The following is a 17,025-nucleotide window of genomic DNA, read 5'->3' as shown; positions in this document are numbered from 1 at the left end:
GGCGCTCCGCCCCGCGCGTGCCGCTGCCGAACGGCGGACGCGTGGCGATCAGCATCGTGATCAACTACGAGGAAGGATCGGAAAACGCCCATCCGAACGGGGACGGACGTAACGATGGCATGACCGAGTCCATCTACGCCATGGATCCGCGTTATCGCGACCTCTGCGCAGAGTCGGTCTACGAATACGGCTCGCGCGCCGGGATCTGGCGGCTGGAGCGGTTGTTCACACAGTATAAAATCCCGGTCACATTTTTTGCGGCAGCCGTCGCGCTGGAACGTAATCGCGAGGTGGCGGCGTGGATCCGCGAGGCCGGGCATGAAGCCTGCTCGCATGGCTGGCGCTGGGAGGAAGTCTGGACACTGAGCCGCGACGAGGAAGCGGAGCATATTCGGCGTGCGGTCGCATCGATCACCGAGACATGTGGCCAGCGTCCGCTTGGCTGGTATTGCCGCTACGGCGCCTCCGTCCACACGCGCGAGCTCCTGATCGAAGAGGGCGGCTTCGAATATGATTCGGACGCCTACAACGACGACTTCCCTTACTACGCCAAGGTCGGCGCTCACCGGCAACTCGTTGTTCCCTACAGTGCCACCTATAACGATGCTCGCTTCAGCCTGGTGCCGAGCTATGGCTCGCCGTCGGACTATCTCGACAACCTGAAACGCGGCTTCGACCTGCTGCACGAGGAAGGCGAGGAGCATCCACGCCTGATGTCGATCGGCCTGCACCCGCGTATCATCGGTCAGGCAAGCCGGATCCACGCCCTGCGCGAGTTTCTCGACTATGTCGGCGCAAAAGGCGGCGCCGAATTCATGCAGCGGATTGAAATCGCGCGGTGGTGGAAAGCGACCCATCCGGCGATGTAATCGCCACACTCATCTCGAGCGAACGCCACGTGCCGCCTCGATCAACTCAGCACGATGCCGCCGCAGACATTCAGCGACTGTCCGGTCACGAAAGCCGAGGCGTCGGAGGCCAAGAAGACCGCCGGCCCAGCCACATCTTCCGGTTGGCCAAGGCGGCGTAGCGCCGTGATGCCTTCCCACTTCGCCACATTGGCCGCATCCGAGAGATTGGTGCGGCCCATGTCGGTCACGATGATGCCGGGGCAGAGGCAGTTGGCCGTGATGCCGTCAGCACCGACCTCCTGAGCCAACACGCGGGTAAACCCCATGACGGCGGCCTTCGAGGCCGAGTAATGAGCCTGCATCTGCGCGCCATGCTTGCCGCCGATCGACGCGATGTTGACGATGCGGCCGTAGCGGCGCGCGCGCATGTGCGGCAGCAGGGCTTGTACGACCAGGAACGTGCCCTTCGCGTTGACGTCGAGCACGGAATCCCACTGCTCCTCTTCGAGGTCGTCGACCGCGTTCGAGATCAGGATACCGGCGTTGTTGACCACTGCGTCGATATGGCCGACGGCCGCGATGGCGTCGGCCACCATTGCAGTGACCTCAGCTTTCCGGCTGACGTCCGCATAGACCACGACGGCCTGCCGGCCGCGCATCTCGATCGCGCTTTTGACCTCGGCCAGCGCCTCGCTCTGCCGAGCCAGGTCGTTGAGCACGAGGTCGAACCCGGCGTCCGCCAGGCCGAGCGCGATCGCACGCCCGATCCCACGGCTCGATCCGGTGACGAGCGCGACGCGCCCGTTCGATGCTGCCGTCATGACGCTCTCCTTCTCGATGGTCAAAAGAACCTGATTTCGGCCCGCATCACGGCGAGACTGACGGCTGCGATCATGACCAACCCGCGCACTTCATTCTGCAGGTAGAAGGGTGCGCCAAGCAGGTTGAGCCCGTTGTCGAGCATGCCGATGATCACGACCCCGACCAGCGTCCCCTGCACGGTGGCTCGCCCCGGCTTGAACGCGGTCATGCCGAGGAACACCGCCGTGAGGCTGTCGAGCAGGTAGGCGTCGCCCGCTCCCGACTGTCCCGTGCCGAGCCGCGCCGTCAGCATCACGCCGCCCATCGCTGCCCCGAGCCCGGAGAACGCGAGGGCGATGAGCCGATAGCGGTTGACCCGAATGCCCGAGAGGCGTGCGGCCTGGATATTGGCTCCCGTCGCCACCACACCGCGGCCGAGCCTCGTCTTGTTGAGCAGCACGTAGAAGATGCCGACCACCAGCAGCGCGATGATGACCGGAACCGGCACGATGCCGAAGATCTTGCCGGTTGCGATATAATAGAAGCTCGGGGGCATGCTGGCGTAGATGGAATCGCCGTTCGTATAAGCATAGTTCAGCCCGAGCGCGATCGGCCCCATGGCGAGTGTCGCGATCAGCGAGGGAATCCGCAGACGCGTCACCAGCAGACCGTTGACGACGCCGATGGCGGCGCCGGCCAGGATCGAGAGGAGAATCGCGACCGCGACCGGCAATCCGGCCCAGATCATCAGACCCGCCACAAGTACGCCGGACAAGCTGGCGACCTGGCCGACCGACAGATCGAATTCGCCGCTCGCGACCGCGAAGGTTAGCCCGGACGAGACGATCATCAGCACCGAGATCTGAACCAGGATGTTGCTGATGTTACCGACCGACAAAAAACGATCGCTCGCCAGCGCGAACGTCACGAAAATGACGAGTGCGGCCGCCACGGTTCCGTACCGGGCCGCGATGGCGCTCCAGTCCAGCCGACTGCCGCGCAGCGCTCGAGATGCATTGCCGGACGTCGGCGCCGATCCTCGATCCGTGGCCACCATCAGTTTACCTCCAAGAGCAGTCGTTCTTCAGAAAAGTCGGCGCGGTCGAGGCAGGAGCTCAGCCGGTCGTCGGTGATGCAATAGATGCGGTCGCAGAGCTTCAGCAGCTCGCCGAATTCCGCGCTGGCGATGACCACGGAGGCGCCCTGCTTGGCGAAGCCTCGGATCAGCGCATAGAGCTCGGCCTTGCTGCCGACATCGACCCCCTCCGTGGGGTTATCGAGCAGCAGCAACGGCGGCACCGCGGCGGGCCCACGCGCCATCCGGACGAGCCACCGCCCGAACGCGACCTTCTGTTGGTTGCCGCCGGACAATTGCAGGATATCTTGCGCGGGCCCGCTGCATTTCACGCCAAGCTGGCCGATGACGTGTTCGGCGGACGCAAGCGTCTCGCGATCGCGCATGAAGCCGAACCGGCTCACGTGGTCGAGCGACCCCGTCATCAGGTTCTCCTCGATCGTGAGACCCGGAAACAGCGCCTTCTTGAGCCGATTGTCGGCGATGAGGTAGATCCCCTGCTCGGTCGCTTCGTCGACGTTGCGCGGCAGGCGTTCGAGGCCGTTCAGCGTGATCCGGCCGCCACCGGGCGTGGGTCGACCACCCGCCATGGCTTCGATCAGGTCGGTCTGCCCGGCGCCGAGCACGCCTGCGATGCCGACCACCTCACCCCGATGGACGGTCAAGTCAGGCACCTGAAGCGAGCCGATCGTCACGTCCGTGAGCCGCACCGAGACCTCGCCCGCGACGGCGTGGCTGATCCAGTCTCCGTCCTCGATGGCGCGCCCGACCATCAGGCGGATGACCGCGTCAGGAGTCGTGTCGTTCACGGCCCCGTCATGAACCTTGATGCCGTCCTTCAGGACCGCCACCCGGTCACAATTCTCGAAGATTTCGTTGATGTGATGGGAAATGAAGAGGATCGCGAGCCCGTTGGCCTTCAGGTCGCGCAGGAAGCCAAACAGCTTGCGGCTCTCGTTGAGCGTGAGCGAAGCCGTCGGCTCGTCGAGGATCAACAGCGCCGGATCGCTCTTCAGCGCCTTCAGGATATCGAGGATCTTATTTTCGCCGATGCCAAGGTCGCCGCATTCCCGATCGAGCGGAATGTCGACGCCGAACCGCTCGGCCAACGCGCGCGCCTCGGCGTTGAGTCGGCCATTCTGGATCAGCCCGAACCGACGGGGCTCCTGCCCCAACATGATGTTCTCGGCGGCCGTCAAAGTCGGGATGATGGCGACCTGCTGGTGAGCCACGGCGATACCGGCCGCCAGCGCGTCGCCGACCGACGCAAACGCGACCGGGCGGCCATCCACCTGGAGGTCGCCTTCGTCCGTGCTGTAAGCCCCGCAGATGATCTTCACGAGCGTCGATTTGCCGGCGCCATTCGCACCCACGAGCGCCAGCATCTCGCCGCGCATGACGTCGAGGTCGACGCCCCTGAGCGCCACCGTTCCCCCGAATGTCTTGCCGATGGCGCGCGCCCTCAGGCGTGGCTCTGTCGGCAGATGGCCGTTCATGGTGGTTTCCTCGATGATCATTGGTGCGGATGGCTCATCCATCCGCACTGCTTGTCGTGGATCGGTGCCAGGAAGCTTCTGCCTCGTGTCACCGATGCGCCTCAGCCGCGCATGCCCTTCAGGGCGCGATCGCGGTAGATGTAGTAAAGATCCGTCGCGTCCCAGGTCGGCTTACCGGCCTCGGGCAGATTGACGCCTTTCACCAGCAAAGGCGCCGGGAACTCCACCGTCGGGACGGGGACGACCTCCTTGGCATTGCGGCCCTTGCCGACGATCTCGTTGATGAGCCATCCCGAGTAGGCACCCCAGATCTCGAAGGCCTGGGCGACAGTCGCGACCAGCGGATAATCCGGCTTCCGCATCCGATCCACAGCGGTCGGATGTCCGTCGGCTCCGACCACGAAGACCCGATCCTGCATGCCGCGTGACACGATCACCTCGGCGGCCGCCATGGCGGGTTCGTCCCACGGGCACCAGATCGCGTCGAGATCGTTGCCGTAGGTGGTCAACCAGTCGTTCACGGTGTTCTGCGTGGTTTCGTAGAAGCCGCTATATTGGATCACCCGCTCGTTCTTCAGCGAGATCCACTCGTTCTCCGACAGCACGGACTTCATGACCTTGCCGCGCTTGCGTGTCCCGTGGTGGAAATTGGCGATGACGGCGCAGATGTTGGCCTTGTCCTTGCCCTTCGAGAGCAGGTTATCGACCATATATTGCGAGGTCTGCGACCCCATCACGAAGTTGTTGCTGGTGATGTCGGCGATGGCGGGCGATTGCCAACCGGAGTCGAGGCTGAAAAACGGGATCTTCGATTTAGCCAGATCGTCGAGCGCGCTATGGGCGGCCGTGAGCGTGCCGTAGAGCACCAGGATCGCATCGGCTTTCGCCGTGATGGCATCCTCGATCTGGCTGACCAACTGGCCGGGGTCGCCTTTGGCATCGGTCTGGGTGATCTTCCAGGTCTTGTCGAGCCCGGTGGTCTTCAGCCACTGCTGCAGGCCGTCCCAGGATCGCTGGTCGGATTGAGCCGCCATCTGCTGGGCCACCACCGCGACCGATAGTGGCTTTCCGCCTTGTTGTGCGAACGCTGGGGTGCTGCCCAGCGTGAATTGGGCGAGTTGCGCGCCGCCCATGATGCTTGCGGCCCCGGCAAGACCAAATCCGCCAAGCAGGCTGCGCCGCGTCTGTCCTCGCGGCTCCATATCGTCTGTCATCGTTTCCTCCTTCAAGGGTTGTTTTATTGTGCGCCCCGGTATGCTCCAGGATCTGCTCGTGGGGTCGCGCCGTCAGGTGAACAGCGCGGCCAAATCTTGCGGATTGTCCCAGTGCGGCATGTGCCCCGCGCCGGTGATGAGATGGATCGGGATGACGCTCGGAACCTCGGTCACCTGGGTCCAGGGAATGATCCGGTCCTCGACGCCCCAGACGATCCGGACCTGACCTTTGAGTGCGCGCAGCTCGGACAGGATGTCGATCGCCTGACGTCCGTCTTCGACGAGGCTTTCGGCGAGCCGCTTGAGCCGCCCACGGGCGACGTCGGCGACCAGTCGATCCAACTGCGACCGGGACATCGGCGGAACGCGCCGGGCCAGGCGACGCAGCAGATGCGACAAGGCGCCGGACGTGCGGGCATGGGCCATGCCGGTGACGAAATCCGCGTCGATCTCGCTGCCGAGACCGGCCGGCGCGATCAGCGTCATCCGGGCCGGAACAAGACCCTCGGCGGCCGCCATGACCGCCACCGCGGCGCCCATCGAATGGCCGACGACATGGCAATCCTGCAGTGCCAAAGCATCGATCAAGGCCAGCACGGGGGCCGCCATGGTGTTCGGCGTTTCGGCCTCGATCGTGGTGGCGCCATGGCTGGGGAGATCGGGTGCGACAACGCGCAAACCCTGCCGGCTCAGGATGGACGCGAACCCCGCCCAGGTCGCACCGTCGGCGCTGAAGCCGTGCAGGAACAGCACCGTGCCGCGTGCCGCGCCAGCCGGCGCCCAATCCCGATAGGCAAGACGACCGTCGGGCAGATCGAGGAACAGGACGCCCGGCGTCGACGTCTCGCCTTTGAGCGCTGGCCCAGCCTCGCGACCTGCGAGAACAGCCTCGATATCGCGCTTCTCGATGCGACCGCGTCGGCCACTGCCCGTCAGGGTCCGAAGGTCGAGGCCGCCGTTGCGTGCCAGACGGCGTGCGAGCGGGGTCGCGCGCAGGCGGCTGCCGGCATTTACGGGAGACGCCTGCCCGACGACCTCGCGCGCCGCGTCCGACCCGGCTGAAGGCGCAGCCGCGAGGGACGTGCCTGTTGGCGGCTGCGGCGGACTGGAGTCGGGGACCGTTAGCGCGGCGGGGCCGCCGACGGGGGCATAATGGCCGATCGGCTCGCCGACCGCGACGGACGCACCGGCTTGCGCGATGATGTCCAGCAGTTGGCCATCGTCAAGGGCCGGCACTTCCACGGTTGTCTTATCGGTTTCGATCTCGACGAGGACCTCGCCTCGTTTGAACGTCTGCCCCGGCTGCTTCAACCAGGCGACGATCCGGCCCTCCTCCATGGTCTCACCCATGCGCGGAAGAGTCAGAGGCGTCGCGGTCAGGGTCGGAAGCACCGGAGCCGGCTCCGGTGGGCGAGATGTGGGCGCCAAGGCACCGGCCTTCGTCTGATCGTAGCGCCCGAGTGCGGCCCCGACCGCAACCTCCGTGCCCTCCGCCGCGATGATTTCGACCAGCCGCCCATCGTCCAGCGCCGGCATCTCAACCGTCACCTTATCGGTCTCGATTTCGAGAATGGTTTCGCCGCGTTTGAAACTATCGCCAGGCTTCTTCAGCCACGTCGCGACCCGCCCGCTTTCCATCGTCTCGCCCATGCGCGGCATGGTCAGCACTGCGGTCATCGACGCACCATGCGGGCGACGCTATCAACGATCAGTTGAACGGACGGGATGGCGCCGGCTTCAAGAGCGGGCGACACCGGGATGGGAATGTCCTCGCCGGCGATCCGCAGCACGGGGTCTTCGAGGTAGTCGAAACATTCTTCGGTGATGCGTGCCGCCAGCTCCGCCGCAACACCCGCCGTCAGATAGCCCTCGCTCAGAGCCACGGCCCGACCGGTGCGATTCACCGACGCCACCACCGTGTCCATATCGAGCGGATTCAGGGTCCGAAGGTCGATCACCTCGGCTTCGATGCCCTGCTCCCGCAAGGCGACGGCGGCCTCGAGGGCGTAGTGCACCATGCGGGAATAGGTCACGATAGTGACGTCTCGTCCCGCGCGCCGAACAAGGGCTTTGCCCCATGGCGCAGGTGCGGTGGCGAGGTCGGCCTCCTCCTTCTTGGTGTAAAGGGCCTTGTGTTCGATGAACACCACCGGGTCCGGCAGCGTCATGGCATGGCGGAGCAGATGATAGGCGTCCTCGGCCGTGGCCGGCATCGCGAGCCGGAGACCGGGCGTATGCATGATCCAGGCTTCGAGGCTTTGCGAATGTTGGGCCCCGGCGGAGCGCCCGGTGCCACCCTGCGTGCGGAGCACCATCGGCACACCGATCTGGCCGCCGAACATATAGCGGATCTTGGCGGCCTGATTGGACACCTGGTCCATCGTGAGGCCGAGGAAGTCGACATACATGAGTTCAGCGATCGGCCGCAGGCCGGTCATGGCCGCCCCAACCGCCGTTCCGATGATGGCGGGTTCACTGATCGGCGTATCGAGCAACCGCTCCGCACCGAACTCGTTGATCAAATCCTTGGTGACGCCATAAGCGCCTCCATAGAGACCGACTTCCTCGCCGATGACGATGATGGTGGGGTCGGCCCGCATGCCGTCCTGCAGGGCTTGGCGGAGGGCGTCGCGATAGGTGATCTGGACCATGGCGTGGTTCTCCCCTCAGGTCCGAGCCAGGATGCGGTCGATCCGCGTGCGGAGCGGCTCCGGCTCGGGCTCTCCGACCGCGAAGACATCGCGGAACATGGAGGCTTGCGCCGGGGCGGCGGCGGCCGTCGTGAAGTCGATCGTGGCATTCATCTCCCGCGTCACCTCCTCGTCGATCGCATCAAGGGCGGCGGCGGTCGTCAGATTGCGCGTCAGCAGCGTCTCGCGGGTGCGGGCGATCGGGTCGCGCTTGCGGCCGATTTCCTCCTCCTCCGCGGTTCGGTACGGGCTCTTGTCTTTGCGGCCATGACCGAAGAAGCGGAAACACGACACGGCCATGAAGCCCGGCTTGCCCGCCCGCGCCGCGTCGACGAGTCCCTGAGCCGTATGGAACACCGCTTCGACGTCCTCGCCATCGACCATCTCGGCATTAAGGCCGAAGGCTTCGGCGCGCTTCTCAAACGCCACATTCCGGGTCGCGCGATCGATGCGCGTGCCCATGCCATATTGATTGTTGATGCAGACGAAGACGACCGGCAGATCCCACAGGGCCGCCATGTTCATGCTTTCGTAGAGGATACCCTGCTGCATGGCGCCGTCGCCGAAGAATGCGACCGAAACCGCATCGGTTTTGAGCCGCTTGTAGCTGAGCCCAGCCCCGACCACGTGCGAGATGCCCCCGCCCACGATCGCATTGGCGCCGAGATGGCCCAGCGTCATGTCGGCGATGTGCATGGAGCCACCCTTGCCCCGGCAATACCCTGTTTCCTTGCCGCCGATCTCCGCCATCATGCGGTCGGGTTCGGCGCCGCGCGCCAGGAAGATGCCGTGGCCTCGATGATGAGTCGTGAAGCTGTCTTGCGGCTGCATCGCGGCGCAGACGCCGGCGGCCGCCCCCTCCTCTCCGATCGAGAGATGCAGCATCGAACCGGCCGACTCGCCGCGGACGTAGAGTTCGGCCACATGCTCCTCGAAGCTGCGGATCCGGCGCATGGTGCGATAGAGGTCGAGAAGGGGCGTGTTGCTGGACATGAAGCGATGATCTCGAAAAGCAGGGGAGCCCGAGCGCTCAGGCGCTTGCGGTCGACCGAAACAGTCTGAGCGCAGGGTAAAGTTCGACGTAACGGAGATAGATGTCGTCATAGAGCGCGCGTTCGGCGGGTCTCGGTTCGATCCGACGACCGGGGCGCACCATGGCGGCGATCCCCTCCGAGATGGACGCGAATACGCCGATGCCGGTGAAGGCCAGGATGGCGGCCCCGACCAAGGGCGCATCGGCGGCATCCGGCACCACGACCGGAAGACCGGCCGTGTCGGCATGGATCTGCAGCCAAAGGTCGGATTTCGCCGCGCCACCGCCGATCACGATCTCGCGTCCGTCGAAGCCGGCTTCCGCCATGCGGTCGAGGATCGACCGCGTGCCCATGCAAATCCCTTCGATGGCTGCACGAAACAGATGTGGCATCCCATGCGCCAGCGTCAGACCAACGAAGGCCCCGCGCGAATGCGGATCGGTATAAGGCGTCCGGTTGCCCTGGAAATGATCGAGAACCAGAAGCCCGTCGCAACCGGGGCGAAGGGCGGCCGCTTCCTCGTTCAAGGTCGCTAGATCAAAGGACGACCCGCCAAGCCGACGCAGCCAATTGACAATTGAGCCGGTTGAAGTTTGACCCCCTTCGAGCATGTAGCGGCCGGGGATCGGCAAGTCCGGATAGGCACCCCAAAGCCCCGGTTTGCTGATCGCACCATCGGCCACGACGCCGAACTGCAAATGCGACGAGCCGGTGATGAGCGCGAGTTGTCCCGGCGCCGCGACCCCGAGCCCGATCATCCCGATCACCGCATCGACACCGCCTTGAATGACCTGGGTCCGCTCAGATAATCCGAGGTGGGCCGCCGCGGCCGTGGTCAAAGGGCCGATGACGTCGCCCGGCGGCAGAATGTCGGACGGCCATTTATCGGCGAGAATCTCGAGGTCCAACGCTTTCAGCAAGCCATAGGGCCAGCCGCCCTTGCGTTCGCTCGAATAGTGCCACCGCAGCGACACGTTCGTCAGACTGCCGACACGTCGCCCCGTCAGCCTCAGGGTCATGAAATCCTGGTATTCGCAAATCGTGGCGGCTTGCGCGAAGACGTCCGGCTCGTGTCGCGAGATCCAGAGCGCCTTGGGGATCATCCATTCGGCCGAAACAGGACCTTGGCCGGCGCCATTGACGCGCAGCGCCTCGTCGCCCGTCGCCAACACGGCGGCGGCTTCCGCACCGGCGCGCACATCCATCCAGAGAATGGCCGGGCGAACTGGTCGCCCGTCTCGATCCAGCGCCACAACCGTGCAGGAGGTCGTATCGAGCGCAATCGCATCGACCGCCTTGGGCGAAACGCCGGCTGCCGTCATCGCTTTACGCACCGCGATCCCGAGGGCGCTCCACCACTCTTCAGGGTTCTGTTCGGCCCGCGCTCCGGCCGAGAAATGGGTGTCGTAATTCTGCGAGGCAGCGCCGAGACAGCGCCCTGCCCGGTTGTACACACCGGCGCGCAAGCCTTCGGTGCCGCCATCGACCCCGATCACGACGCTCATCGGAGACGCTCCCGGCCGGCAGATCCGTTTCCGCGGAGATCGCGCACTGACATCAACCCTCCCTAAGGTCGCACATTTGACTTATGCGGCGACATTTGTGCAGAGGTTGTGCGTCGGAAGCGGATTTGTCAAGCTGATTTGATGATAGCCAAAGCCCCCAAACGCCTGACCCTCGCGCTGAATCACGACAGCGACGATGCCCTGTTGGTTCGGACGGCGTGGCTCTATCACGTGGCCGGATTGAACCAGGAGGAAACCGCGACCCGACTCGGGCTGCATCGCAGCCGCGTGAACCGCCTGCTGGCAGAGGCGCGCGAGCGCGGTCTCGTGAGTGTCACGATCCATCACGAGTCGGCGCGGGACGTCGCCACCGAACAGACGATCGCCGACGCGTTCGGCCTCGATTTCTGCCTCTCCACCCCGGCTATCGGTTTCGAGCCGCTCGACGTGACCGATGCGGCAGCGATCCGGATGCAGGGGCTGGTGGCGCGTCGGGCCGTGGGCAATGCAGGCGCGAACTTCCTTCGCGGCAAGCTTCAGAACGGACCGATCAAGGTGGGGGTCAGTTGGGGCCGCACGATCGAGCAGGTAGCCCAGCAACTGTCAGGCGTCCGCAACGCCGAAGCGATGTTTATCTCGCTGCTTGGCTCGCTGACGCGCAACTCCGCATCCAATCCGTTCGAGGTGGTTCAGGCTTTTGCAGCTCGCACCGGCGGCGAAGGGCATTTTCTCCCGGTTCCGTTCATCGCCGATTCGGAGTCGGATCGCGACGTGCTGTTGTCGCAACGGTCCGTCGCCGACGCGATGGACCTTGCCCGATCGGCCGATCTCTTTCTCATCTCGACCGGTGAACTCGCCGAGACGTCGTTCCTCCGGGTTCACGACATGCTGTCATCCGCCGAGTTGCAGAGCATCCGCGCGCAAGGCGCGGTCTGCGATACGCTCGGCCGGCTCTTCGACGCGGAGGGACGCGAAATCCGCCACCCGCTGAGCAGCCGTACCCTGGCGGTCGAGCCGGAAGCTTTGCGGGGCCGGCATGTCGTCCTGCTGGCCGGCGGCCTCGAAAAAGTCGACGCGATCACGGGTTTGCTGCGAGCAGGCCTTGTCAAAGGATTGATCGTCGACGGCGATACTGGCCTGGCGATCTGCCGCGAGTTGAGGTGACATAGCCGCCGGCGATGGCTCAAGCGTTTCAGTGAGACAAGCCTCAACGCTCTCCGAGGCCCGTTATTACTCGGACTCGACGCTCGCCGGGAGCCGACGTTACGCCGGAACGACGTCCTTTGTGGCTCTCGCGTTTCGTTGATGTCGACGCAGACAGCGCCGAGCGTCCCCCGCGTCGAAGTCACGCCGCCACGAAGCAGGTGTCGTCGATGTCGCTTGGGAAAAGACGCGGCTCATATGGCTTTGGTCGTGGAACCCGGCCGCGACTGCGACTTCCGCCAGGGTCAGATTCGAGCATCGGAGCAGGTCTTTGGTCACGTCCACCCTTCTCTGCATCAGCCATTGATGCGGGCTGGTGCCGGTGGTTCGTTTGAAGGCGCGGCCGAAATAATCGGCGGACAGCCCGCATTCCGCCGCGAGTTGTGCCCGCGACAAGTCCCCCTGAAGATTGGCGGCGATGAGGGCCTTGGCCCTCCTCTCCTGCCACGGGGCCAAAACCCCAATCTTCGAGCTCCGAGCAACCATGCCACCATAGGTGCGGGCAATGTGTGTACAGGCCGCGAGCGCAACATGCTCGAAATAGAGCCGGTTGACTTCATCGGGCCGATCGAGAGCCGGAAGGAGGGTGCGTGCCAAGCCGTGCAGTAAGGCATCGGCGATGCCCTCGCCTGGCACATAGTTCAGCTCATCGACGTGTGACGCCTCGGCTTGGTCGGCGACGAGGTCAAACACGCCGCGCGGAACGTAAAAAAACAACGTGTTGAACGGGCTGAGGCAGCGCGCGATCGGGTTTCGCCTTAAATCATAAAATACTGTCGATCCGGCCAGGAACGGCGAACGCGGGATCGCTCGCCCATCAAGCCACAACTCATGCTCGAGGACGTCGCGCAGCATGACAGCGACCAGATAGGCATCCTCGTGCGGGATCGCTTCTGTCAGACGGTGGTCCGCCGCAGGGAGTTGCAGGTTGGTCACCGCCACCTCGGTTTTCTGCAACGTCTTGGACACGAGGACCGGTGCCGCCTCGAGGCGAAAGCGGCTCGCCAGTCGAGATCCATACACCCCTGCGCTCGGCATTGAATGCTCCCTTGTGACGTCGTGTGCGTGTCTAAGCGAATGTCGGTCTTGTGCTGGATAACCAAGCGCGAGCGAAACGAAGCCGCGTGCCGAGAGACTGACTCTAAACAACCGCTTTCATCATAAATACCGCGCCATCGTGACAGACATGAGCGCGGCTTCAAAGCAATCTGCGGCTCGGGAGCACTGCGTCTGACCCGTGAGCCCAGTCACAAAGACCAGCCTCATACTGATTCATTTTGAAGCTTCAGAAAACGATTTCGGCCTCTAAGAGATCATCGAGATCATGTAAACAATGCCTGATTTACAATTTATATTACATACATATCATTTTCCAAATCATAGAACACGTTGAATAATTATCTTGGCTCGAGATTTTGGGTAGAAGCAATATTTTTTATTAAATATCGAATTTTCTACTGCATATGCTCGAAATATGAAAAGTCGCGTTCGTAAAGCCAAGCCCGTGTCGCGAACCCACTGATCCGTGACGTTCTGGACCACAAGATCGCTCTCAAATAAGCCGCGCAACGCGTGATCGTCACAAGATATTATTTTGGGATCGACAGGCAAATGACTCGTAAACACGCCCACAGCATGTCTCGGCGCGGCTTCTGTCTGTGCTGCCTGTCCGCGCCTGCGCTTGCGGCCAGTCGGTGGCTTACGCCGGGCGAAGCTTATGCAGAGGCGCTCGGTATCGTGCAGCGCATCAAGTCTGCAGCCGTCACGACGCCGATCGCGATCTACCGTCTCCGCGGCGACATTGCCGTGCTCGAGGGGTCCGGGGGGAACATCGCGGTCTTGAATGGAGCCGATGGGAAGGTGCTGATCGACACCGGGATTGCAGTGTCGCATCCGCAGGTTGCAACTGCCCTTGCCACACTCGGGCCAGAGCCTGTCACGCATTTGATCAACACGCATTGGCATTTCGATCATGCGAACGGCAATGAGTGGCTGTGTGAACTCGGCCCGACCATCATGGCGCACGACAACACACGCAAGCATCTCCTGACGATGCAGCGGGTCGAGGATTGGAGCTACGATTTTCAACCGCTCGCGGCGGCCGCTTTGCCGACCGACGTCTTTGCCGATGAGCAGATGCTCACGCTGAACAAGACCACCATTGCGCTGAAGTATTACGGCCCAGCCCACACAGACAGCGACATCGGAGTCTACTTCACCGAGCCCGACATCCTGCACACCGGCGATACATATTGGAACGGGATCTATCCTTTTATCGACTACTCGACCGGTGGCAGCATCGACGGCTCTATCCGAGCCGCTGAAACCAATCTTTCCAAGACATCCGACAAGACAATCATCATTCCCGGGCACGGCTCACCGGTCAGCAATCGCTCTCAACTGCAGGCCTTCCACGACATGCTGGTCGCGGCTCGGGCGAATGTGTCTGCGCTGAAAAAGAACGGGTACTCGCTCGACGCGATCATCGCGGCCAAGCCAACGGCTGCGTCCGATGCCGCGTGGGGGACCTTCGTGATCAATCCGGCCCTCTTCACCCGGCTGGTCTACGAAGGATTGTGAGCGCGTTCCACAGCATATTGGTCATCCGGGAGATCCGCCATGCATGTATCGCTGAGAGGCCTAATCGTCATGGCAGCATCAACACTCTTACCCGCCCACGCCCTGCCTCAAAGCGCGAGAGACATTCGCGGCCCATCGGCCTTGGTGGCGATCAAAAACGAGGCTCCGCCCAAACTCATCGTTGATGCTCCCCTTGCCGGGCCCTTGGCGCTCGGCCGTGTGTTCATCCAATATCGGACCGAAAATCTTCGGGTCGTTCCCGTCTTTGGGGCTGGCGCTCTCCAGGTCTCGCCCCGCATCGGGCATGTTCACGTCACGGTCGACGACGCGCCGTGGCACTTCGTCGATGCAAGCGGCGAAACCATCATCTTGGTTGGGCTGAAGCCTGGCCCGCATGAGGTGCTCATCGAACTCGCGGATCCAACCCACAAGGTGATCGACGCCAAACGCTTGAGCTTGATGATCCCCCAACCTCCGCGTTCACAGTGACATTCGCCGAATAGCGTACCAGTCCTCGAGGGAGACACGACCATGGACCGCCTGCAAGGCAAAGTCGCCGTGATCACCGGTGCGAATAGTGGCATCGGTTTAGCTGCCGCAAAGCTCTTTGCAGCAGAGGGCGCGTTGGTTTTCATGACCGGTCGCCGCAAGACAGAACTCGATGCAGCTGTCGCCGAGGTCGGGAAGAATGCTCGAGGCATCCAGAGCGATATTTCGAAGCAAGACGATTTGGATCGCCTGTTTCAGATCGTCGGTGACCAGGCCGGTCGCATCGATGTGCTTTTTGCAAATGCCGGCGGCGGGGAGTTTGCCCCCCTTGGAGCCATCTCCGAGGACCACTTCGACAGAACATTCTCGATCAATGTCAAAGGCACCCTCTTCACGGTCCAGACGGCGCTCCCGCTCTTGAAAGATGGCAGCTCCGTCATTCTGACCGGCTCGACTGCCGCCACGACCGGAACCCCCGCCTTCAGTGTCTACAGCGCCAGCAAGGCGGCGATCCGCAATTTCGCCCGCTGCTGGATCCTTGACGTGGCGCCCCGTCAGATCCGCATCAACGTGCTCGTCCCCGGCGCCACGTCGACCCCCGGTTGGCATGACCTGGCCACGTCGGAGGAAGCGCATCAGCAGATGCTCGCCTACGTCAAAGCGACAACGCCCCTGGCTCGTCTCGGCAACGTCGACGAGGTCGCACGCGCGGCGCTCTTCCTCGCCTCCGATGACAGCAATTTCATCACCGGAAGCGAGCTTTTCGTCGATGGCGGCGCGGCTCAAATTTAGCAACTGGCTCAACCGCAAAGACTTGGAACTCGGCATCACGCGAACCGGAAGAGCCATCGGATGATCAAGTCCCACCGATCCAAGCCGATCAAAATGAGCATTGCGGCCGCTCTCCTCGGCACGATGGTTCTGGAGGTTGCTCATGGTCACGATCAGAAAACCCGCTCTGACGAATGTCGAGCGCCGCCGCTTTATGGCGTTGACCGCGGCAACCATGGCGTCGACGCAAATTGTTGCGAAGAGCGCTCTTGCGGCCGAGGCGACGACGAGCGCGCATGCCGTCAAATCCTCAGAGGTGCCACGTTACAAGACCTCGTTTCCGCCACTCAAGCAGATCGACGCGGGTCCGCTCAGCATTGCTTACGTCGAGGATGGGCCGGCTGACGGACCGGTGATGATCCTTCTGCACGGATGGCCCTACGACATCCATAGTTTCGTCGAGGTCGTGCCCTTGCTCGCTTCCGAGGGCTATCGCGTGATCGTTCCCTATCTCCGGGGTTACGGAGCGACACGCTTCTTATCCGCCGACACGCCCCGCAACGGCCAGCAGACTGCTCTCGCCCTTGATGTCATTGCCCTAATGGATGCGATGAAAATCGAGAAGGCGGTTTTGGGAGGCTTCGACTGGGGTGCGCGTTCAGCAAATGTCGTCGCGGCGCTCTGGCCGGGCCGCTGTGCAGCACTGGTTTCGGTGAGCGGCTATCTGATTGGGAGCCAGCACGCCAGCGAGGCACCGCTGCCGCCGAAGGCCGAACTTGCCTGGTGGTATCAGTTTTATTTTGCGACCGAACGTGGCCGTTTGGGATACGAGCGCAACCGGCGCGATTTCGCCCGGCTCATCTGGCAGAGCGCTTCACCCGACTGGCGGTTCGACGACGCCACGTTCGAGAGGACCGCACGCGCCTTCGACAACCCGGACCACGTCGCGATCGTGATCCATAATTATCGCTGGCGGCTCAGTCTTGCGCAGGGCGAGGCTCTTTATGAAACCTATGAGAGTCGTCTCGCATCGGCCCCCGCCATCACGGTTCCGACGATCACGATCGAGGGCGACGCGAACGGTGCGCCGCATCCAGAGCCGGCAAGCTATGCCGCCAAATATACCGGACCTTATGCCCACCGCCTGATCCGTGGCGGCATCGGGCACAACTTACCACAAGAGGCGCCGGCAGCCTTTGCTGACGCCATACGGGATGCAGCCCATCAGGCGTAAACGTTCGCTCGGACTTTTCCAACCGCGCCAACGGTCACGTCCTGCCCTTTTGCGGCTCGACAGGTGCAATGGCGCCAGGGTG

15 protein-coding genes are annotated in these 17,025 nt (G+C 63.2%); 6 read left to right on the top strand and 9 right to left on the bottom strand.

Going from position 1 to position 17,025, the window contains the following annotated elements:
• Nucleotides 1-41 precede the first annotated feature (41 nt).
• Nucleotides 42-869 (top strand): polysaccharide deacetylase family protein, encoded by an 828-nt coding sequence (locus tag EY713_RS13205; protein ID WP_245572715.1) that lies wholly within the window; start codon nt 42-44, stop codon nt 867-869.
• Nucleotides 870-910: 41 nt separating this feature from the next.
• Here EY713_RS13205 and EY713_RS13200 read toward each other — a convergent pair whose 3' ends face one another.
• From EY713_RS13200 to EY713_RS13165, 8 genes are all read right to left on the bottom strand, one after another.
• Entirely contained in the window at nt 911-1,672 is a 762-nt protein-coding gene (locus tag EY713_RS13200) for an SDR family NAD(P)-dependent oxidoreductase (RefSeq protein ID WP_131115522.1), read from the bottom strand.
• Nucleotides 1,673-1,692: 20 nt separating this feature from the next.
• Nucleotides 1,693-2,709: an ABC transporter permease gene (locus EY713_RS13195; RefSeq protein ID WP_131115520.1), complete on the bottom strand. Its 1,017-nt coding sequence runs from the start codon at nt 2,707-2,709 to the stop codon at nt 1,693-1,695.
• A complete protein-coding gene (locus tag EY713_RS13190; protein ID WP_131115518.1) occupies nt 2,709-4,265 on the bottom strand; it encodes a sugar ABC transporter ATP-binding protein in 1,557 nt (518 codons plus the stop codon). Before EY713_RS13190 ends, EY713_RS13195 begins: the two co-directional genes overlap by 1 nt.
• Before the next feature lie 59 nt (nt 4,266-4,324).
• A complete protein-coding gene (locus EY713_RS13185; RefSeq protein ID WP_131115516.1) occupies nt 4,325-5,437 on the bottom strand; it encodes a sugar ABC transporter substrate-binding protein in 1,113 nt (370 codons plus the stop codon).
• A gap of 72 nt (nt 5,438-5,509) precedes the next feature.
• On the bottom strand, nt 5,510-7,114 hold the full coding sequence (locus EY713_RS22760) for an acetoin dehydrogenase dihydrolipoyllysine-residue acetyltransferase subunit (RefSeq protein WP_165491124.1): 1,605 nt from the start codon (nt 7,112-7,114) through the stop codon (nt 5,510-5,512).
• The gene (locus EY713_RS13175; RefSeq protein WP_131115514.1) at nt 7,111-8,088 is read right to left on the bottom strand and encodes an alpha-ketoacid dehydrogenase subunit beta; all 978 of its coding nucleotides are present in this window, start codon (nt 8,086-8,088) and stop codon (nt 7,111-7,113) included. The genes EY713_RS22760 and EY713_RS13175 overlap by 4 nt, the downstream gene beginning before the upstream one ends.
• A 15-nt stretch (nt 8,089-8,103) precedes the next feature.
• Entirely contained in the window at nt 8,104-9,120 is a 1,017-nt protein-coding gene (locus EY713_RS13170; protein WP_245504301.1) for a thiamine pyrophosphate-dependent dehydrogenase E1 component subunit alpha, read from the bottom strand.
• A 37-nt stretch (nt 9,121-9,157) separates the two neighbouring features.
• Nucleotides 9,158-10,666, bottom strand: a complete 1,509-nt coding sequence (locus EY713_RS13165) for an FGGY-family carbohydrate kinase (RefSeq protein WP_131115512.1) — start codon at nt 10,664-10,666, stop codon at nt 9,158-9,160.
• A gap of 141 nt (nt 10,667-10,807) precedes the next feature.
• Between EY713_RS13165 and EY713_RS13160 the strand changes: the two genes are divergently transcribed.
• Nucleotides 10,808-11,830 carry a sugar-binding transcriptional regulator gene (locus EY713_RS13160; protein ID WP_131115510.1) on the top strand — a complete coding sequence of 341 codons (1,023 nt, stop codon included), beginning with the start codon at nt 10,808-10,810 and terminating at the stop codon, nt 11,828-11,830.
• Between the two features lie 99 nt (nt 11,831-11,929).
• Here the strand turns inward: EY713_RS13160 and EY713_RS13155 are convergent, their stop codons facing one another.
• Nucleotides 11,930-12,907 (bottom strand): AraC family transcriptional regulator, encoded by a 978-nt coding sequence (locus EY713_RS13155; protein ID WP_131115508.1) that lies wholly within the window; start codon nt 12,905-12,907, stop codon nt 11,930-11,932.
• A 573-nt stretch (nt 12,908-13,480) separates the two neighbouring features.
• On the opposite strand from EY713_RS13155, the gene EY713_RS13150 reads away from it, so the two are divergent.
• From EY713_RS13150 to EY713_RS13135, 4 genes are all read left to right on the top strand, one after another.
• On the top strand, nt 13,481-14,449 hold the full coding sequence (locus EY713_RS13150) for an MBL fold metallo-hydrolase (protein WP_131115506.1): 969 nt from the start codon (nt 13,481-13,483) through the stop codon (nt 14,447-14,449).
• A 69-nt stretch (nt 14,450-14,518) separates the two neighbouring features.
• The gene (locus EY713_RS13145) at nt 14,519-14,938 is read left to right on the top strand and encodes a DUF6130 family protein (RefSeq protein ID WP_425374312.1); all 420 of its coding nucleotides are present in this window, start codon (nt 14,519-14,521) and stop codon (nt 14,936-14,938) included.
• A 42-nt stretch (nt 14,939-14,980) separates the two neighbouring features.
• The gene (locus tag EY713_RS13140) at nt 14,981-15,730 is read left to right on the top strand and encodes an SDR family oxidoreductase (RefSeq protein ID WP_131115503.1); all 750 of its coding nucleotides are present in this window, start codon (nt 14,981-14,983) and stop codon (nt 15,728-15,730) included.
• A 142-nt stretch (nt 15,731-15,872) separates the two neighbouring features.
• A complete protein-coding gene (locus tag EY713_RS13135) occupies nt 15,873-16,943 on the top strand; it encodes an alpha/beta fold hydrolase (RefSeq protein ID WP_170314079.1) in 1,071 nt (356 codons plus the stop codon).
• The last annotated feature ends 82 nt before the right edge of the window (nt 16,944-17,025 follow it).

This window comes from Lichenihabitans psoromatis, from assembly GCF_004323635.1.
Lineage (GTDB): Bacteria > Pseudomonadota > Alphaproteobacteria > Rhizobiales > Beijerinckiaceae > Lichenihabitans > Lichenihabitans psoromatis.
Note: the sequence above shows the minus strand (reverse complement) of the source record. Positions and strands in the feature narration are given on the sequence as shown.

Excerpts from the sequence above, each read along its gene's own strand:
- EY713_RS13160 (WP_131115510.1), top strand. The coding sequence starts at position 10,808 with ATGATAGCCAAAGCCCCCAAACGCCTGACCCTCGCGCTGAATCACGAC.
- EY713_RS13145 (WP_425374312.1), top strand. The coding sequence starts at position 14,519 with ATGGCAGCATCAACACTCTTACCCGCCCACGCCCTGCCTCAAAGCGCG.
- EY713_RS13190 (WP_131115518.1), bottom strand. The coding sequence starts at position 4,265 with ATGGATGAGCCATCCGCACCAATGATCATCGAGGAAACCACCATGAAC.
- EY713_RS13165 (WP_131115512.1), bottom strand. The coding sequence starts at position 10,666 with ATGAGCGTCGTGATCGGGGTCGATGGCGGCACCGAAGGCTTGCGCGCC.
- EY713_RS22760 (WP_165491124.1), bottom strand. The coding sequence starts at position 7,114 with ATGACCGCAGTGCTGACCATGCCGCGCATGGGCGAGACGATGGAAAGC.
- EY713_RS13135 (WP_170314079.1), top strand. The coding sequence starts at position 15,873 with ATGGTCACGATCAGAAAACCCGCTCTGACGAATGTCGAGCGCCGCCGC.
- EY713_RS13155 (WP_131115508.1), bottom strand. The coding sequence starts at position 12,907 with ATGCCGAGCGCAGGGGTGTATGGATCTCGACTGGCGAGCCGCTTTCGC.
- EY713_RS13150 (WP_131115506.1), top strand. The coding sequence starts at position 13,481 with ATGACTCGTAAACACGCCCACAGCATGTCTCGGCGCGGCTTCTGTCTG.
- EY713_RS13175 (WP_131115514.1), bottom strand. The coding sequence starts at position 8,088 with ATGGTCCAGATCACCTATCGCGACGCCCTCCGCCAAGCCCTGCAGGAC.
- EY713_RS13170 (WP_245504301.1), bottom strand. The coding sequence starts at position 9,120 with ATGTCCAGCAACACGCCCCTTCTCGACCTCTATCGCACCATGCGCCGG.
- EY713_RS13195 (WP_131115520.1), bottom strand. The coding sequence starts at position 2,709 with ATGGTGGCCACGGATCGAGGATCGGCGCCGACGTCCGGCAATGCATCT.
- EY713_RS13185 (WP_131115516.1), bottom strand. The coding sequence starts at position 5,437 with ATGACAGACGATATGGAGCCGCGAGGACAGACGCGGCGCAGCCTGCTT.
- EY713_RS13200 (WP_131115522.1), bottom strand. The coding sequence starts at position 1,672 with ATGACGGCAGCATCGAACGGGCGCGTCGCGCTCGTCACCGGATCGAGC.
- EY713_RS13140 (WP_131115503.1), top strand. The coding sequence starts at position 14,981 with ATGGACCGCCTGCAAGGCAAAGTCGCCGTGATCACCGGTGCGAATAGT.